6 protein-coding genes, 1 tRNA gene, 2 rRNA genes, 4 pseudogenes and 1 riboswitch (1 of these 14 only partly in view) are annotated in these 17468 nt (G+C 58.5%); of the genes and pseudogenes, 4 read left to right on the top strand and 9 right to left on the bottom strand.

Going from position 1 to position 17468, the window contains the following annotated elements; translation table 11 throughout:
* Positions 1-38 precede the first annotated feature (38 nt).
* Entirely contained in the window at positions 39-1094 is a 1056-nt protein-coding gene (locus tag N8E89_RS26730; RefSeq protein ID WP_262263579.1) for a GSU2403 family nucleotidyltransferase fold protein, read from the top strand.
* Between the two features lie 179 nt (positions 1095-1273).
* Here the strand turns inward: N8E89_RS26730 and gcvP are convergent.
* The 4 genes and pseudogenes from gcvP to N8E89_RS26750 all read right to left on the bottom strand — a co-directional run bounded on the left by gcvP (position 1274) and on the right by N8E89_RS26750 (position 7301).
* Positions 1274-4073 (bottom strand): annotated as a pseudogene (gene gcvP, locus N8E89_RS26735) (aminomethyl-transferring glycine dehydrogenase).
* Between the two features lie 70 nt (positions 4074-4143).
* Positions 4144-4512 carry a glycine cleavage system protein GcvH gene (gene gcvH / locus N8E89_RS26740; protein ID WP_106666543.1) on the bottom strand — a complete coding sequence of 123 codons (369 nt, stop codon included), beginning with the start codon at positions 4510-4512 and terminating at the stop codon, positions 4144-4146.
* 5 nt (positions 4513-4517) lie between these two features.
* Positions 4518-5636, bottom strand: coding sequence for a glycine cleavage system aminomethyltransferase GcvT (gene gcvT / locus N8E89_RS26745; RefSeq protein ID WP_262263580.1), 1119 nt, complete (start codon positions 5634-5636; stop codon positions 4518-4520).
* 159 nt (positions 5637-5795) lie between these two features.
* Positions 5796-5893, bottom strand: a riboswitch (glycine riboswitch).
* A 360-nt stretch (positions 5894-6253) separates the two neighbouring features.
* Positions 6254-7301: pseudogene (locus N8E89_RS26750) on the bottom strand (adenylate/guanylate cyclase domain-containing protein).
* A 169-nt stretch (positions 7302-7470) separates the two neighbouring features.
* Here N8E89_RS26750 and N8E89_RS26755 point away from each other — a divergent pair.
* Both N8E89_RS26755 and N8E89_RS26760 read left to right on the top strand, forming a co-directional pair.
* A pseudogene (locus tag N8E89_RS26755) lies at positions 7471-8497 on the top strand (ATP-binding cassette domain-containing protein).
* Complete coding sequence (locus N8E89_RS26760) at positions 8470-9276, top strand: ABC transporter permease (protein WP_262263581.1); 807 nt, start codon at positions 8470-8472, stop codon at positions 9274-9276. Before N8E89_RS26755 ends, N8E89_RS26760 begins: the two are co-directional and overlap by 28 nt.
* Positions 9277-9409: 133 nt before the next feature.
* Here the strand turns inward: N8E89_RS26760 and N8E89_RS26765 are convergent, their stop codons facing one another.
* Both N8E89_RS26765 and deoC read right to left on the bottom strand, forming a co-directional pair.
* The gene (locus N8E89_RS26765; protein ID WP_262263582.1) at positions 9410-11809 is read right to left on the bottom strand and encodes an aldehyde dehydrogenase family protein; all 2400 of its coding nucleotides are present in this window, start codon (positions 11807-11809) and stop codon (positions 9410-9412) included.
* Positions 11810-11849: 40 nt separating this feature from the next.
* Positions 11850-12854 (bottom strand): deoxyribose-phosphate aldolase, encoded by a 1005-nt coding sequence (gene deoC, locus N8E89_RS26770; RefSeq protein WP_262263583.1) that lies wholly within the window; start codon positions 12852-12854, stop codon positions 11850-11852.
* A gap of 247 nt (positions 12855-13101) precedes the next feature.
* On the opposite strand from deoC, the pseudogene N8E89_RS26775 reads away from it, so the two are divergent.
* Positions 13102-14041, top strand: a pseudogene (locus N8E89_RS26775) (threonine/serine dehydratase).
* A gap of 90 nt (positions 14042-14131) precedes the next feature.
* On the opposite strand, the gene N8E89_RS26780 reads toward N8E89_RS26775, so the two are convergent.
* The 3 genes from N8E89_RS26780 to N8E89_RS26790 all read right to left on the bottom strand — a co-directional run.
* Positions 14132-14208 (bottom strand) — tRNA-Met (locus tag N8E89_RS26780).
* Between the two features lie 298 nt (positions 14209-14506).
* Positions 14507-14621 (bottom strand): 5S ribosomal RNA (gene rrf, locus N8E89_RS26785).
* 283 nt (positions 14622-14904) lie between these two features.
* Positions 14905-17468, bottom strand: a 23S ribosomal RNA gene (locus N8E89_RS26790) (it continues 259 nt past the right edge of the window).

Raw genomic sequence — 17468 nt, forward strand, 5'->3', positions numbered from 1 at the left:
TCCCTTTTTCGTTAAAATAATGTCTCATTGGGGATAACATGAATAGATTCAAAGAACTATCCTCAGAACAAATCCGTCAGCACGTAGATTGCGAACAGGCTTACGAAGTTTATCACAAAAGCCTGAGAGAATACGAGCAGCGCTTTTCCGGGTCGATGTCCTGGAAGACAAGCACGAACGACAAGGAATACCTCTACAAAAAGACCAGCGGCATCTGGAAATCGCTGGGACCAAGATCACCGGAAACCGAGACGATCTACAGCCAATTCCATTCGGGCCGCGCAAATTCAAAGGAGCGTGTAACACGTCTGGCACAACGCCTGGATGAACTTGCGCCGGTCAACCGGGCGATGGCGCTGGGCCGCGTGCCGCTTCTGACGGCGCGCATTATCCGCGCGCTGGACAAGCTCGGACTAATCGGTACGGCGATTGATGTCGTTGGAACCAATGCACTTTTTGTCTATGAACGGCTGGCCGGCGTTCATATCAGCAGTGGATTACTTTCGACGCAGGATGTCGACCTGCTGATGGATTCACGTTTCAGCCTGCGGTTGATAGCCAAGGATTTCTCGAACAAGGGCCTGATCGGTCTGCTGCAGAAGATCGACCATTCCTTCGCGCCCCTGGCCAAGAACAGCTACCGGGCGGCGAACCGCGATGGTTTTCTTGTCGATCTTATCAAACCGACGCCAAAAAACCTCATGTCCACGGGCGGGAAATCGCGTTTCAGCGCTGACGCGGAAGATCTGCAAGCCATTGAAATTGAAGGGCTTTCATGGCTTGTTAATAGTCCGAAAACATCGGCTGTGGCCATTGATCAGCGGGGCTATCCGCTGGGCTATTCCACTCCCGATCTGCGGGCGTTTGCACTTCACAAATTGTGGCTTTCGCGGCGGGCTGACCGCGATGCCGCCAAAAGGGTACGTGACGGCATGCAGGCAAGGGTCGTCGCGGAACTCATCCGCACACGTCTGCCGCATCTTTCCTTTGAATCCAATGACTTGCAGGCCTTGCCACTTGCCTTGCGGCAACTTGCATCCGAGCTTTTGCCTGTCGAAAACGAGGAAGAGCCAAGCCTCACACCCAACTGGTGATATTCGCCTCGCTACAACCAAAGTTCCCCTCCAGGTTGAGAATCAGCGGCCACATTGAAGGATTCTTGCGATATTTCGACATTCTTCGGCACAAATGAGAAGAATCGTGGTCAAAAGCAGTCCCAGATCGCGCGATGGGGCGCCGCTGATCAATTCGGCGCCCCCTTTATTGCCAATGGTCAGTTATAAGCGTGCATAGGCGGACACGAGCAGACCAGATTGCGGTCGCCGGCAACATTGTCGATGCGCGAAACCGGAGGCCAGTATTTCGGGTTTTCCTCACTCTCGCCAGCGGGCAGACTTGCCTCGCTGCGGCTATAGGGATGTGTCCAGTGATCGGCAAGAACATCCCCCGCCGGATGCGGGGCATTGACCAGCGGATTATCGTCCTTTGGCCAGGCACCGCTCGCCACCTTTGCCGCCTCGGCGGCGATGGCGATCATCGCGTCGCAGAACCGGTCGATCTCGCGCTTCGATTCCGACTCGGTCGGCTCGACCATCAGCGTTCCGGCAATCGGCCAGGACATGGTCGGCGCATGAAAGCCGTAGTCGATGAGGCGCTTGGCAATATCCTCGACGCTGATCCCCGCGCTGTCCTTCAGTACTCGTGTGTCCAGGATGCACTCGTGCGCCACACGGCCGTTGCGGCCCTTGAACAACACCGGGTACGTATCCTTCAGCCGATCGGCAATGTAGTTGGCATTGAGGATCGCCATTTCCGTCGCGCGTTTTAATCCAGCGCCGCCCATCATGCGGATATACATCCAGGTGATCGGCAGGATAGACGCACTGCCGAAGGGTGCCGCCGAAACCGCATAGCTCGAACCCTTGGCGACATGGCCAGGCAGGAAGGGCGCCAGGTGTTTCTTGACGCCGATCGGACCGACGCCCGGTCCGCCGCCGCCATGGGGAATGCAGAAGGTCTTGTGCAGGTTCATATGGCAGACATCGGCGCCGATATCGCCGGGGCGGGCGAGCCCAACCAGCGCATTCAAATTCGCGCCGTCGAAATAGACCTGCCCGCCGTGGCCATGGATAATCGCGCAGATATCCTTCACACCTTCTTCGAACACGCCATGCGTCGACGGATAGGTGATCATCAGCGCCGCAAGATTGGCGCTGTGCAGTTCCGCCTTGGCCTTCAGGTCCTCCAGATCGATATCGCCCGCCTCCTCGCAGGCAACGACGACGACCCGCATGCCAGCCATATGCGCGCTGGCCGGATTGGTGCCATGCGCCGATTCCGGAATGAGGCAGATATCGCGGTGAGCATCGCCACGATCCAGATGATAGCGGCGGATTGCCAGCAAGCCCGCATATTCACCCTGGCTGCCGGCATTGGGCTGGAGCGAGACCGCATCGAAGCCGGTGATTTCTGCAAGCCATGCTTCCAGATCGTCGGTCAGGGACTTGTAGCCAAGCGCGTGACCGGCCGGTGCAAAGGGATGCACATTGGCAACGCTCTGCCAACTGACAGGCAGCATTTCGGCCGCGGCGTTCAGCTTCATCGTGCAGGAACCGAGCGGGATCATGGCACGGTCCAAGGCAAGATCTTTGTCGGCCAGCCGCCGCAGGAAGCGCATCATCTCCGTTTCGGAACGCTGCTGATGAAAAACCGCCTGCGTCATGAAACCTTCAGCCGGCCGGGTACCGGGCAGTTTTGACCCCCGGATCGTTCGGCAGGTTCGCGCCGAACAATGTAGCCAGAGCGACAAGGTCATCTTCGCTCGTGGTCTCGTCCACCGTGATGCCGAGACGGTCCTGATCGACGATGCGGAGCAGGCGCCCGTTCTTCTCGGCAGCGGCAGCAATGGAAGCCGCCTTGCCGGGAACATTGACCGTTATCGTATCGAAGAAGCGCGTGCCGCCAAGCCTCAAACCAGCGGCTTCCAAACCAGCTGCCAGGCGTGCGGCCTGGGAGTGCACGCGCGCCGCTATCGCCCGCAGCCCCTGCGGACCATGCCAGATGGCGAAGGACACGGCCATATTGGCAAGCAATGCTTGCGCGGTGCAGATGTTGGATGTCGCCTTGTCGCGGCGAATATGCTGTTCGCGGGTTTGCAGCGCGAGACGGTACCCTGCCCTTCCCTTGCTGTCGACCGATTGGCCAACCAAACGACCCGGAATAAGCCGCGTCAGGGTATCACTAACGGCAAGATAGGCCGCGTGTGGTCCGCCGTAGCCGACCGGCACACCGAAGCGTTGCATGGAACCAGCGGCAATATCCGCGCCAAGCGAAGCCGGCGAAGCACTGATCGTCAGTGCAAGTGGATCAGCGACGGCAATAACCAGCGCACCTGCTGCCTTTGCGGCCTTGATGGCGGCGGAATGGTCGCCATAGACGCCATAGGTGTCCGGCCACGGGACGATGATCGCAGCAACCTGCGCGTCGATCTCGCCGCCATTCACGCTCATCCCGAGCGGTTCCGCACGGGTCCTGACGACATCGAGAATCTGCGGATGCACGTCGCCAGCAAGCACGATGCGCGCACGCTTTTCGCGATGGTGGCGATAAGCGATGCCGACCGCTTCGGCGACGGCAGTCGCCTCGTCAAGCAACGAGGCGGATGCAACCGGCAAACCCGTCAGTTCGGTCACGAGCGTCTGGAAATGGAACAGCAGCTCGAGCCGTCCCTGGCTGATTTCGGATTGGTAAGGCGTATAGGCCGTATACCAGGCGGGGTTCTCGAAGAGATTGCGCTGGATCACCGCAGGCACATGGGTGCCGTGATAGCCTTGGCCAATGAAGCTCTTGTGCGTCTTGTTCTGTCCCATCTTGGCGGCGAGTTCCGACAATGCTTCGGCCTCGTTGACTGCCTCGGGAATATTCAGCGGCCGTTCCAGCCGGATGGATTTCGGCACGGCCTGCGAAATCAGGGTTTCGAGCGAAGGAATACCCAGCGCTGCGAGCATTGCTCGAGAGCCCTGAATACTGGGGCCGATATGACGGTCTGTGAAAGGGAATATTGTATTGTTCATGGTGCGCCTTCTTGCCTGCAATTCAAAGCCCCTGCCGCTTCGCAGCCGCACGAAGGGGCTCCTTCCATTCCTATCCGATAATCGCCGTGTAACCGGCCTCATCCAGCAGGCCGGCCAACTGGCCGGTGTCGGACAGTTTCATTTTCCACAGCCAGCCATCGCCGGTCGCCGAGGAATTGACCAGCGCCGGATCGCTGGCGGCGGCTTCGTTTACTTCAGTGACTTCACCGTCGACCGGCGCATAGACATCGGACGCTGCCTTGACGGATTCAACCACGACAGCGGCGTCGCCCTTCGCGAGAACCTGACCGACATCCGGCAATTGCACAAAAACAAGATCGCCCAGCTGATCTTGCGCATGGTCGGTAATGCCGACGGTGGCAATCCCGTTCTCGACGCGGACCCATTCGTGATCTTCGGTAAAATATGTGGCTGCCATCTGTATTATCCTTTGTGATAGCGATGTGGAGTGAAGGGAAGTGGATGAACGTGCAGCGCAATGCGATTGCCTCGCACGTCGGCAAAAACCTGGGTCCCGATCGGGGCGAAATCCTTGCCGACATAGCCCATCGCGACAGGATAACCAGCCGAGGGTCCAAAGCCGCCCGATGTTACGACACCAACCGTGTTGCCGGCGGTATCGACCAGGATCGAATCGGAGCGCACCGGCTGACGGCTATCGGGCCTGAGGCCCACGCGCTTGCGCCTGGGGCCCTTGGCCATCTTGTCGAGAAGCGCCGTGGCGCCAATGAAACCGGCCTTTTCGCGGACAGACTTGGCAATCGCCCAGGTCAGACCGGCATCGACCGGATCGATCTCCGGAGTGATATCATGTCCATGCAGGCACAGCCCGGCTTCCAGCCGCAGACTGTCGCGCGCCGCAAGCCCAACCCACTCCACCCTTTCGTCGGCAAGAAGCGTGGCGACGAGTTCCCGCGCCGCATCCGCTGGCAAGCCGATTTCGAAACCGTCCTCGCCGGTATAGCCCGAGCGGCTCATGAACCAGCCAGGTTTCGGCTCGAAGCCGTGCATGAAGGCAAGCTCTGTACCGGGAATTCCGGCCACGCGCAGCACATCCGCCGCCTGGGGCCCCTGGATCGCCAGGAATGCGCGATCAAGCGCATTGATCCTGCAGTCAAAGCCCTTCGCAACCTCACGCAAATGCGCCTCGTCTGCCGCCGCATTCCCGGCATTGGCGACAACCATGAAGTGGTCTCCGCCCAGCCTCGTGACGATCAGGTCATCGAGAATCCCGGCCTGCTCGTTGAGGAAGAACGTGTATTTGGACTGTCCGGTCTCGAGGGAACCCGCATCGAGCGGACAGGCGCGGGAAAGCAGTGCCACGGCATCGGGTCCGGCCAGATCAAACAACTGCATGTGCGAGATGTCGAACAGCCCTGCCTTCTCCCGCGTGTGCAGATGCTCCTTCATCACCCCCAGCGGATAGGTGATCGGCATGGACCATCCCGCGAACCCGCCAAAGCGCGCATTGGCAGCTTTGTGCATATCCTCGAGAGGCAATGATTTCAGATCTTCTGATTGATGGTTTTCGTCGGCGCCCATTTTTACTCCAGAGACATGCAAAGACCTCCGTCACGACGACGGATCGTATCTTTACCCCTCTGTCGGAAGCCTGAGAGACTCGCTCAAACCAGAACGTCCTCGTTCTGCCTGAACTTACACCTTCGGCGCGAGGTTTCCCTCGACTTTCCAGAGTTGCCTTATCTGCTTGCGGTTCCTGGTACCTGAGAGATTTCGGGCGATTTCCCCTTCGGTGGACCTTTACATCGCTGCAAAGGACACTCTCCCGCAAACTGACAGGGTCTTTTGATTTTGCAAATCGCGGACCCTCGACAGAGGGAAACATAGCGCACCCGCATCAAGCTGTCATCGTCCAAACCGCCGATTTGCCGCTTTGTGGACAGAAATTGTCGAAGCGGGGATATTGTGCCGACCTTCTGGCCAAGGTCGAAGCCGGAGAAGAGGGTGTTCACGAGGTGACAAGCCTGTCGCCAAGCTCACGCATATTCTGGGGATTTCATATCGGTCAGACGTCAAGGCTGCGATTGAGGAAATTCTGGCTGCGCAGCAAGAGAGCAAAAACAAAAGACAACGCCGGAGGAGATTCGAGCCTGGTAGAGGAAGGTGCGTTGACGCTGCGAGCTGGGGCCGTCGAAATGCTAGGCCAGCTGAACAGCTCCCTCTGAAAGCTGTTTATCGCGTCTCAGGGCGATCACACCCAGCGATTGCCCCCTGCCCCGCACAGCATGTGCGCCCAGGTTTTCTGACTTGATATCACCGGAGAGTTTCATGCGGCTTGCGAGTTCGCTCGAGATCAGCACCGGCGATTCAAGCGTGCGGCACAGGCTTTCGAGACGAGCGGCGGTATTCACGGTATCGCCGAAATAGGTGATCTTGTGGTGATCCACGCCAATCTCCGCAGTGATGACCGAACCGCCGTGCAATGCGGCCCGCAATTGCGGGATACGACCAAAGTCCCTCAACCATTTTTCCCTGTTGGCTTCGATCGAGATCGAGAATATCGAATACACAATGAATGCATCTGCCCTTTCTGATGCCGCGGCGCATCGGCCAGGTGATGATTGCAGCATCGCCGACATAATCATCGATCGTTCCCTTGCGGCGGCGCACAGGTTCGGCGAAGGCAGCGAACAGCGCACTGAGGAATTGCTGCGCCCGCAGGTCGCCAAATTCTTCGGCGAAGGATGTCGAACCGACGAGATCGATGAAAAGGAAGATACGTTCCTCCTCAATGGGCCTGCGGTAGCGTCCGAAGAGCAGGCTGACGAAAATACCGCGGCCGAGCAATTCGCGGATGCGCGTTACGAAGCTTAGAATAGCCGAAACGCCCAATGCATAGAACACGACATTTTCCGGCAGCATTGTCGCTTCAGCCCAGGTGGTTTCCTGCAGGAACCCCAGCCACCACAGCAAGCTGCCGCAGACCGTGAAGCCGATATTTATCAGGGCATAATAGACAAGGAAGGTGAGGACGATATAGACCGGTGTGGATCTGGCACTGATCCACGCATAGAGGCGTGGAAAGATGGCACCACGCTCGAATGCAATAATGGGCACACACACGAACAGGGCGAATATCGCCCCGATCGCCGACGATCGCCCATAGAACAGGATGCCGTAGAGCACGCCGCTGGCGGCGATGGCACAGACCGCAAATATCCAGAAACCGAACGAGTATTTTCTCATGGTTCGATCAGTACGATTTGAGCACGAGGAACGTCAACAACCTGACAGTACAAACCCCAGCGCAGGTCGCGTCACTTTGACATGAAACGCCAGCATTGATATCAGTGTCGCGCTCACGCCGCCGCCATTTCCAATTTGACGAAGTTGCAAATAGAAAAGGATCGTGATGATGCGCCACAGTAGGCTGGCGACGAAAGATGCGGAATCAGCTGCGATCGAAGCACGCGGCCTGACCAAACATTTCGGGCAACGTGCGCGCCGTGGATGGTATCGATCTGGACGTTCCGCGCGGTATGATTTTCGGCATTCTTGGCCCAAACGGCGCAGGCAAGACCACATTGCTGCGGATGCTCGCAACCTTGCTGCCGCCGGATGCCGGCTCCGCCAAAGTGCTTGGATACGACCTCGCGGCCTCGCCGCATGAAGTACGCGGATCGATCGCCATGACCGGGCAATTCGCTTCGCTCGACGAGGATCTGACCGGACGGGAAAACCTGATCCTGCTGGCACGGTTGTGGGGCTTTCGCGGCCAGGCGGCGAAATCCCGCGCTGGCGACCTCCTGAACGCCTTCGATCTCGCCGACGCATCGGCCAAGCAGGTCAAGGATTATTCCGGCGGCATGCGTCGCAGGCTTGATATCGCCGCCTCTCTGGTGGTGACGCCAGGCGTACTTTTTCTTGATGAACCGACGACAGGGCTCGACCCCAAGGCGCGCAAGAGCGTGTGGCGCATGATCCGTTCCCTCGCCGAGGCTGGCGTCACCATCCTTCTCACCACGCAATATCTGGAAGAGGCCGATCAGCTCGCCGCACGCATCGCGGTGATCGACCACGGCAAGAGAATCGCCGAAGGCACCAGCCGCGAATTGAAGGCGGCGAGGGGATCAGGATTTCTGCATTTGAACCTCGTCGAGACCGGCCGGCTTGGCGAGGCGAAGCGCCTGCTCGAGGAGAAGGTCGGCGGTAACGTTCAACGCAGCGCGGAAGGGACAACATTGTCGATCATGGTCGATACCCCGCAAAAGGCCAATCGGGCATTGGCTGCGCTGATCGATGCGGACATCGAGCTTGCTGATTTCTCAATGGGCGCACCGAGCCTTGATGAGGTGTTCTTCGCGCTGACCGGTCAGAGCACCGAACCCCGCCTGTCACCGGAGAGGTCTGATGGATGGAGCAGAAATCGGCTGCCGCGCTGATCCTTGCGGAGCGTCCGGCCCAACCCTCGGCGCTGTCGAATGCGCTCGTCTTCGGCTGGCGGGCGGTGCTCAAATTCAAACACATCCCGGAGCAACTCTTCGATCTGGTTATGACCCCGATCATGTTCACGCTGCTGTTCACCTTCGTGTTCGGCGGGGCGCTGTCGGGATCGACCGATACATATCTGCAATATTTCCTGCCCGGCATTCTCGTGCAGACAGTCGTATTCAATTCGCTGTATTCCGGCATGGGATTGAGCACCGACCTTGGCAAGGGGTTATTCGACCGCTTCCGTTCCTTGCCAATCTGGTCGCTCTCGCCATTCGCCGGACTGATGGTCGGGGATATTCTGCGCCATCTCATCGCATCGCTGATCATTCTCTTCATCGGCATCCTGCTTGGCTACCGGCCGGAAGCGGGAATTCCCGGTGTCGTTGCTGCGCTGCTCCTGCTCCCGCTTATCGGCTTCGGGTTCGGCTGGATCTTTCTGGTGCTCGGCCTGATCATGCGCACACCCAATACTGTCATGACGATGGCCTTTACCGGGATCATGCCGCTGGTTTTCGCGTCAAACATCATGGTGGACCCCGCGACAATGCCCGGTTGGTTACGCGTTTTCGTCGAGATCAATCCGGTATCGCTCATGACGACTGCCATGCGCGGGCTTCTGGCGGGAAATGTCACCCTGACGCAGTTGGGGCTGGCCCTGCTGACCCCTGCCCTTCTGACTGCCGTGCTCGCCCCGCTGACCCTTTGGCTTTATCGCCGCCGCAATTAGGCGTTGATCATTCACATGCTGGAATTCAGGCCGATGAGCCAGCGGGTTGGTTTCGAGTCCCCAGTGCAGTGGACCGTTCGTCCATAAGCACCGGGGATCGGGAAGGCGCATCCCTGGCCATCAATGTGAACCCTCATTCGCCGTAAGGGACCCAGATGTTCTTCACCTGAACGGCCCGGCGCAGAAAGTCCTTGCCCAGGCCTTGGCTGTTGCTGAGCCAGTCGCGCTGGCGGCCATTGTTGATCCAGGTCGCCTTCAGATTGCCGCATGAGGCTATCTCGACCATCGTGCTGCCCTCTTTCGAGCCGGCATACCAGATCGCATCGACCTCATCGTGCTCCGCCAGTGTTTTTGCCAGGACGTCACGCTCGCCGGTGACGATATTCACCACGCCGCCCGGCACATCGGAGGTGTCGAGCACCTGATAGAAATTGGTGGCAAGGAGTGGATGACGGGCCGAAGGCACTGCGATTACCCGGTTGCCCATGGCAATCGCGGGAAGCACCAGCGAGACGAAGGACAGGAGCGGCAGTTCGTCCGGGCAGACGATGCCCATGACGCCCCAGGGTTCGTTCATCGCCAGCGTCACGTGACGCGACTTGGTGGAATGCACGGCGCCATCATATTTGTCGGCCTGCGCGGCATAATAGAATATCCGGCGCAAACTGACCGCGAATTCTTCCGATGCGGCCCTGGCGGAAACCCCGGTACTTGTCGCGAGCAGCGCTTCGAACTCGGCCTGGCGGGTGCTGAGGTTTTCGCCGAGATAGTACAGCACCTGCGCGCGGTTGTGTGCCGTTGCGCCGCCCCACGAACCGGCCTTGGCGGCGGCTTCCACGGCGTTGCGAATATCCTTGCGGTTACCGAGACCAGCCTGACCGATGACCTGACCGCCCTTGCCGATAACTGAATAAGAGTAACCACTGTCTGGCCGCGATTGCTTGCCGCCGATGTAGTTTTTCGCCGTGCGGTCGATCGTGCCGGCGGCTGCGATTTTCGCGTCACCATCCGGCGCAGCGGCAGGTTTGAAAGCGGTTTCCGCCTTGGCCAGCGGCAGGCGCTTTTCCCAATCCGCGGTCAGATATTCGTAAAGACCTTCACGGCCGCCTTCGCGGCCGAAGCCACTTTCGCGATAGCCGCCGAAACCGGCGCCTGCATCAAGCAGGTTAGTCGAGTTGATCCAGACGACACCTGCCTTGACCCGCGCCGCCATGTCGAGCGCGAGATTGATGTTTTCCGACCAGATCGATGCGGCGAGGCCATATTTCGTATTGTTGGCAAGCGCAATCGCTTCATCCGGCGTGCGGAAGGTGCTCGCGGTCGCAACGGGCCCGAAGATTTCCACTTCGCACACCGTCGAAGCAGGTTCCACATCGGTGAAGAAACCAGGTGCGAAATAGCTGCCCTTGGCCGGAAGCCTGACGGGCGCCTGCCACAACTTACCGCCGTCAATCTTGCCCTGTTCGACCAGCGCGGTGACGCGCTTCAGCTGACCGGCCGAGACAAGCGCGCCAATATCCATGGCCTTGTCGAGCGGATCGCCGACACGCAAGGTTTCCATGCGCTTGCGCAGCTTGTTGTAGAAGCGCGGCGCGATGCCTTCCTGGACAAGGATGCGCGATCCGGCACAGCAGACTTCGCCCTGGTTGAACCAGATCGCATCGACAACGCCCTCCACCGCACCATCCATGTCTGCGTCTTCGAACACGATGAAGGGTGACTTGCCGCCAAGCTCCAGCGACAGTTTCTTCTCCGAACCGGCGATCTGTTCACGGATGATGCGGCCGACTTCGGTCGAGCCGGTGAAGGCAACCTTGTCGATGTCGTCATGGCCGCAGATCAGCGCGCCCGTTGCGCCATCGCCGTGAACAATGTTGACGACGCCGGCAGGCAGCCCGATCTCGTGGCAGACTTCGGCAAAGGCGATCGCAGTCAGCGGCGTCAGTTCCGCTGGCTTCAGCACGACCGTATTGCCGGCGGCAAGAGCTGGGGCGATCTTCCATGCCAGCATCAGCAGCGGGAAATTCCACGGAATGACCTGCCCGCAGACACCGACGGGCGAGAATCCCTCGAACTCCGTCTCGATCATCTCGGCCCAGCCGGCATGATGGTAGAAATGCCGTGCAACAAGCGGAATATCGATGTCGCGGGTCTCGCGAATCGGCTTGCCATTGTCCATGGTCTCCAACACGGCAAAGAACCGCTCGCGTTTCTGAATATGGCGGGCTATGGCATAGAGATATTTCGCACGCTCATGTCCAGGCAGCTTCGACCACTTGGCGAAAGCATTGCGTGCGGCTTTCACGGCGGCATCGACATCCTCGGCCGCGCCATGCGCTACTTTTGCCAGGACCGCGTCATTGGCCGGATTGATCACAGCGAAGGTCTTGTGTCCGCCGACGCCGGTGAACTTGCCGTTGATGAAATGGCCAAAGCCTGTTGCGTGCGTCTCGAGCCAATTGCGAACGTCGGTATCGCTCTCCGGTGCGGGGCCATAATCCATGGTGCGAAGAATGTCCTTGATCTGTCCCATGTCAGAGCCTTTCCCGGCCATATTGGCCGCATTCTGTTCCTCAGGCGAGCGCGTGGCGCGAAGACGCGGCGTAGCGGCCCGTCACATAATGTTCCAGCTGACGCTCGATATCGCCGAGCATCGAACTCGCTCCGAGACGGAACAGATCCGGCTGCAGCCAGGGCAGCCCAAGCTCTTCCTTCATCAGGATCAGCCAGTTCAGGGCGTCCTTAGCGGTTTTCATGCCGCCGGCCGGCTTGAAGCCGACCGTCTGGCCGGAAAGCTCGCCATAGTCGCGCAAGGCGCGCAGCATGATCAGGCTGACGGGAAGCGTGGCATTCACCTCTTCCTTGCCGGTCGACGTCTTGATGAAATCGGCACCGGCCTGCATCGCCACCATGGAGGCGCGGTAGACATTGCGCAGCGTGTTGAGATCGCCGGTGGCCAGAATGGCTTTCATGTGGGCTTCGCCGGATGCTTCGCGCATCTGTGCGATCTCGTCGTGGAGCGCCGGCCAGTTCTGCGTCAGCACATGTTCGCGCGTGATGACGATGTCGATTTCAGCGGCGCCTTCGCCCACCGCATAATGGATTTCGGCAAGGCGCTGTGGCAGCGGCGTCAGGCCGGCTGGAAAACCGGTTGCCACCGAAGCGACGGGAATACCCGAGCCGTGCAAAGCCTTTACTGCGTGCGGTACCATTGTCGGGTAAACGCAGACGGCTCCTACCCGAATGTTCTCATCGGCGAGGCCCAGCGCCTCGAGAATATCGTCGCGAACGGGGCGTTTCGCCTTGGCGCACAGACGGCGGACACGGCCGGGCGTATCGTCACCGGCAAGCGTGGTGAGATCGATGCAGGCGATCGCCTTGACGAGCCAAGCGGCCTGATACTCCTTCTTTACGGTCCGGCGCGTCGTCAGCGTCGCGGCACGGCGTTCCGTCGCCGAACGGTTGACGGCGATGTCCTCGAACCATTCCGGCTTTAGTTTGGTGCCGGTGTTGCGCGCATGGGAATGTGCCAGCTGGATTTCTGTTCCATTTGAAACCACTGCATGTTGCGTGTTCATCCCCGACCCTTCCTGTGATCGATCAAGCGATTGAGCGGGGTGGCGGCAACGATGACAATACCGGTGCCAGCAATCTGTAGAAGCGGCCCAATCCGGATTGACTATATTACCAACAACCCCAAGCTGCAAAGAAAGTGGCTGGCCATTGCCGAAACCGCGCACGGCGGAAAGTACGGCGATGGTGCTTGCCTTTTGCATCGCGCAGGAAATATGTTCGCTCAGTCCCCTCAAAGCCCCGAGTCTTCCCATGCCCGTCCAGATAACGCCTGAAAGCATCGCTGGAATCGAGCATCTGATCCGCCCGCACATCCGCCACACGCCGGTCCTGCGCGTCGACATGACCGATTTCAATCTTGTCTCCCGCCCCGTCGATCTCAAGCTTGAATGTCTGCAGCATTCGGGATCGTTCAAGGCGCGTGGCGCTTTCACCAACCTCTTGACCCGGACCGTGCCGGAAGCCGGGGTCGTCGCTGCCTCCGGCGGCAATCACGGTGCTGCGGTTGCCTATGCCGCCATGCGGCTCGGCGTCCCCGCCTCCATCTTTGTCCCTGGCGTCACCTCCCCGGCCAAGGCAGAACGCATTCGCAGCTATGGCGCCAGGCTGGTTATCGGCGGCGACCGCTATGCCAACGCTCTGGCCGCCAGTGAACGATTCGCTGAAGAAAGCGGCGCCCTGGCGATCCACGCCTTCGATCAGCCGGAAACCCTGCTCGGCCAGGGAACACTCGGCGCGGAGATCAAGGCCGATCTGCCGGAAATCACCACGCTCCTGGTGGCGGTGGGTGGCGGTGGCTTGATCGGCGGCATTGCCGCCTGGTTTCGTGGCAAGGTGAAGATCGTGGCCGTCGAACCGGAAGGGGCGCCGACCCTGCACCACGCTTTGGCAGCCGGAGAACCCGTGGACGCGCCGGCCGAAGGCATTGCCGCCGATCTCGCTTGCGCCCAAACGTGTCGGCAAATTGATGTTTCCAATCGCTGCGGCTTTCGTGGAACGCTCGGTGCTCGTCACCGACGATGATATCCGCACAGCGCAACTGGCGCTGTGGGACAAGGTTCGTATCGTCGCCGAGCCGGGTGGCGCTGCAGCATTCGCCGCTCTGCTGTCGGGAAGATACTCGCCGGGGCCGGATGAGCGCGTCGCCGTCCTCGTCTGTGGCGCCAATACGACCGCTGTGAAGTTCGATTAAACTCGAGACATGTCACCTTGGCCTCTAAACGCCAAAAACCCCGCTTGAGCGGGGTTTTGCTTGGAGAAGCTGGTTTTGATGGCATTGATGTGGTTGCGGGGACAGGATTTGAACCTGTGACCTTCAGGTTATGAGCCTGACGAGCTACCGGGCTGCTCCACCCCGCGTCACCAAGAACGGCCAAGTTGCCGCAGCAGCCCGGATTTTTCCGTTTGTCCGGCCTTTTGCCTGAAGGAGGCTTTGGGCCGGACGGGGAGCTGCTCCACCCCGCGCCACCATCCGGCTGTTGACCGGAATTGTCTGTGGCTTTTGCGTGTTTTGCGTAAGTTTGATCTTACTTTGTTTGGTCTGCAAAAGCAAAAGGCCGCCCTGCATTGAAAGCGGCGGCCTGTTGGATTGTTCTGTTTGGTGAGAAGATTTTGTATCGCATGCAGCTTATCCATGCGTGAACGTTGCGTTTAGCAGACCTGGCAGCGACCTACTCTCCCGCGTCTTGAGACGAAGTACCATTGGCGCTGGGGCGTTTCACGGCCGAGTTCGGAATGGGATCGGGTGCGGCCACCCCGCTGTAACCACCAGGTCAGCAAAGCGCAACGTTATGTGAGAAGCTGGAAGTTTTTTGTCTCACGCGCCGTATCGTCCCTGCCGGGACGGGCGCTGCGACGGCGCGTGGCAAGCCACGACGACCTATCGGTCTGTATGGGTAATTTTTCTGGACTGTTTCCAGAAGGAGCCCATACAGCACGCTAGTGCGTCCGAGCCGTTGCGAGGCCCTCGCGGAGCATAGGGTCGAAGACCCGCTCATGCGTGAGCGCTTTTTAGATCGAATATGCATCGCGTTGCGATGGATATGAGTAATGAGAATGATCAAGCCAATCGAGCTATTAGTACCGGTAAGCTTCATGCGTTGCCGCACTTCCACACCCGGCCTATCAACGTGGTGGTCTTCCACGGCTCTGATAGGGAATACTCGTTTTCAGGTGGGTTTCCCGCTTAGATGCCTTCAGCGGTTATCCCGTCCGTATATAGCTACCCTGCTATGCGGCTGGCGCCACAACAGGTCCACCAGAGATACGTCCATCCCGGTCCTCTCGTACTAGGGACAGATCCTGTCAATATTCCTACACCCACGGCAGATAGGGACCGAACTGTCTCACGACGTTCTGAACCCAACTCACGTACCGCTTTAAATGGCGAACAGCCATACCCTTGGGACCTGCTCCAGCCCCAGGATGCGATGAGTCGACATCGAGGTGCCAAACAACCCCGTCGATATGGACTCTTGGGGGTCATCAGCCTGTTATCCCCGGCGTACCTTTTATCCGTTGAGCGATGGCCCTTCCACGCGGGACCACCGGATCACTATGACCGACTTTCGTCTCTGCTCGACTTGTCAGTCTCGCAGTCAGGCGGGCTTATGCCATTGCACTCGACGACCGATTTCCGACCGGTCTGAGCCCACCATCGCGCGCCTCCGTTACTCTTTAGGAGGCGACCGCCCCAGTCAAACTACCCACCATACACTGTCCCGGATCCGGATAACGGACCGCGGTTAGACATCCATATAGGTAAGGGTGGTATTTCAAGGATGACTCCACCATGGCTGGCGCCACGGCTTCAAAGTCTACCACCTATCCTACACATGCCGACACGAATGCCAGTGTAAAGCTATAGTAAAGGTGCACGGGGTCTTTCCGTCTAACCGCAGGAACCCCGCATCTTCACGGGGAATTCAATTTCACTGAGTCTGCGTTGGAGACAGCGGGGAAGTCGTTACGCCATTCGTGCAGGTCGGAACTTACCCGACAAGGAATTTCGCTACCTTAGGACCGTTATAGTTACGGCCGCCGTTTACTGGGGCTTCGATTCAAAGCTTGCACCTCTCCTCTTAACCTTCCAGCACCGGGCAGGCGTCAGACCCTATACGTCGTCTTGCGACTTCGCAGAGCCCTGTGTTTTTGGTAAACAGTCGCTACCCCCTGGTCTGTGCCACCCTCCTTGACTTGCGTCAAAAAGGGTCACGCTTCTTCCGAAGTTACGCGTGCAATTTGCCGAGTTCCTTCAACGCAGTTCTCTCAAGCGCCTTGGTATTCTCTACCAGTCCACCAGTGTCGGTTTAGGGTACGGTCCTTATACGCGGGAGCTATTTCCTGGGACCGCTTCGAAGCCCCTCCAATCCAATAAGGAGGAACAACACACGCGATCCGTCACTACCCGCAGGCCCACGAATATTAACGTGGTACAGTTTTCAACCCATCGACTACGCCTTTCGGCCTCGCCTTAGGGGCCGGCTAACCCTGCTCAGATTAACTTTAAGCAGGAACCCTTGGACTTTCGGCGAGGGATCTTCTCACTCCCTTTATCGTTACTCATGTCAGCATTCTCACTTCTGATACCTCCAAAGGCCCTCACGGGTCCCTCTTCAACGGCTTACAGAACGCTCCGCTACCACTTGCAGTAAACTGCAAATCCACAGCTTCGGTGTATGGCTTGAGCCCCGGTACATTTTCGGCGCAAAGACCCTTATTTAGACCAGTGAGCTGTTACGCTTTCTTTAAATGATGGCTGCTTCTAAGCCAACATCCTGGTTGTTTTGGGATCCTCACATCCTTTCCCACTTAGCCATAACTTAGGGACCTTAGATGGTGGTCAGGGTTGTTGCCCTCTTCACGACGGACGTTAGCACCCGCCGTGTGTCTGCCGATTAGTACTCTTCGGTATTCGGAGTTTGGTTAGGTTTGGTAAATCGGTGAGATCCCCTAGCCCATCCAGTGCTCTACCCCCGAAGGTATTCTGATCGACGCTCTACCTAAATAGATTTCGCGGAGAACCAGCTATCTCCAAGTTTGATTGGCCTTTCACCCCTAGCCACAAGTCATCCCAATCTATTGCAACAGATGCGGGTTCGGTCCTCCAGTAAGTGTTACCTTACCTTCAACCTGCTCAGGGCTAGATCACTTGGTTTCGGGTCTAATCCAACGAACTGAACGCCCTGTTCAGACTCGCTTTCGCTGCGCCTACACCTACCGGTTTAAGCTTGCTCGTCAGACTAAGTCGCTGACCCATTATACAAAAGGTACGCTGTCACCCAGAACAAATCTTGGGCTCCAACTGTTTGTAGGCATTCGGTTTCAGGATCTCTTTCACTCCCCTTGTCGGGGTGCTTTTTCACCTTTCCCTCACGGTACTGGTTCGCTATCGGTCATGCACGAGTACTTAGGCTTGGAGAGTGGTCTCCCCATGTTCAGACAGGATTTCACGTGTCCCGCCCTACTCAAGGACTTTTATTCGCATTACGTGTACGGGGCTGTCACCCACTTTAGCCACCCTTTCCAGAGTGTTCCACTTGTCTCATAAAAGCCACTGGCCTGGTCCGCGTTCGCTCGCCACTACTTACGGAGTCTCGTTTGATGTCCTTTCCTCCGGG

Source organism: Phyllobacterium sp. A18/5-2, from assembly GCF_025452215.1.
GTDB classification, from domain to species: domain Bacteria; phylum Pseudomonadota; class Alphaproteobacteria; order Rhizobiales; family Rhizobiaceae; genus Phyllobacterium; species Phyllobacterium sophorae.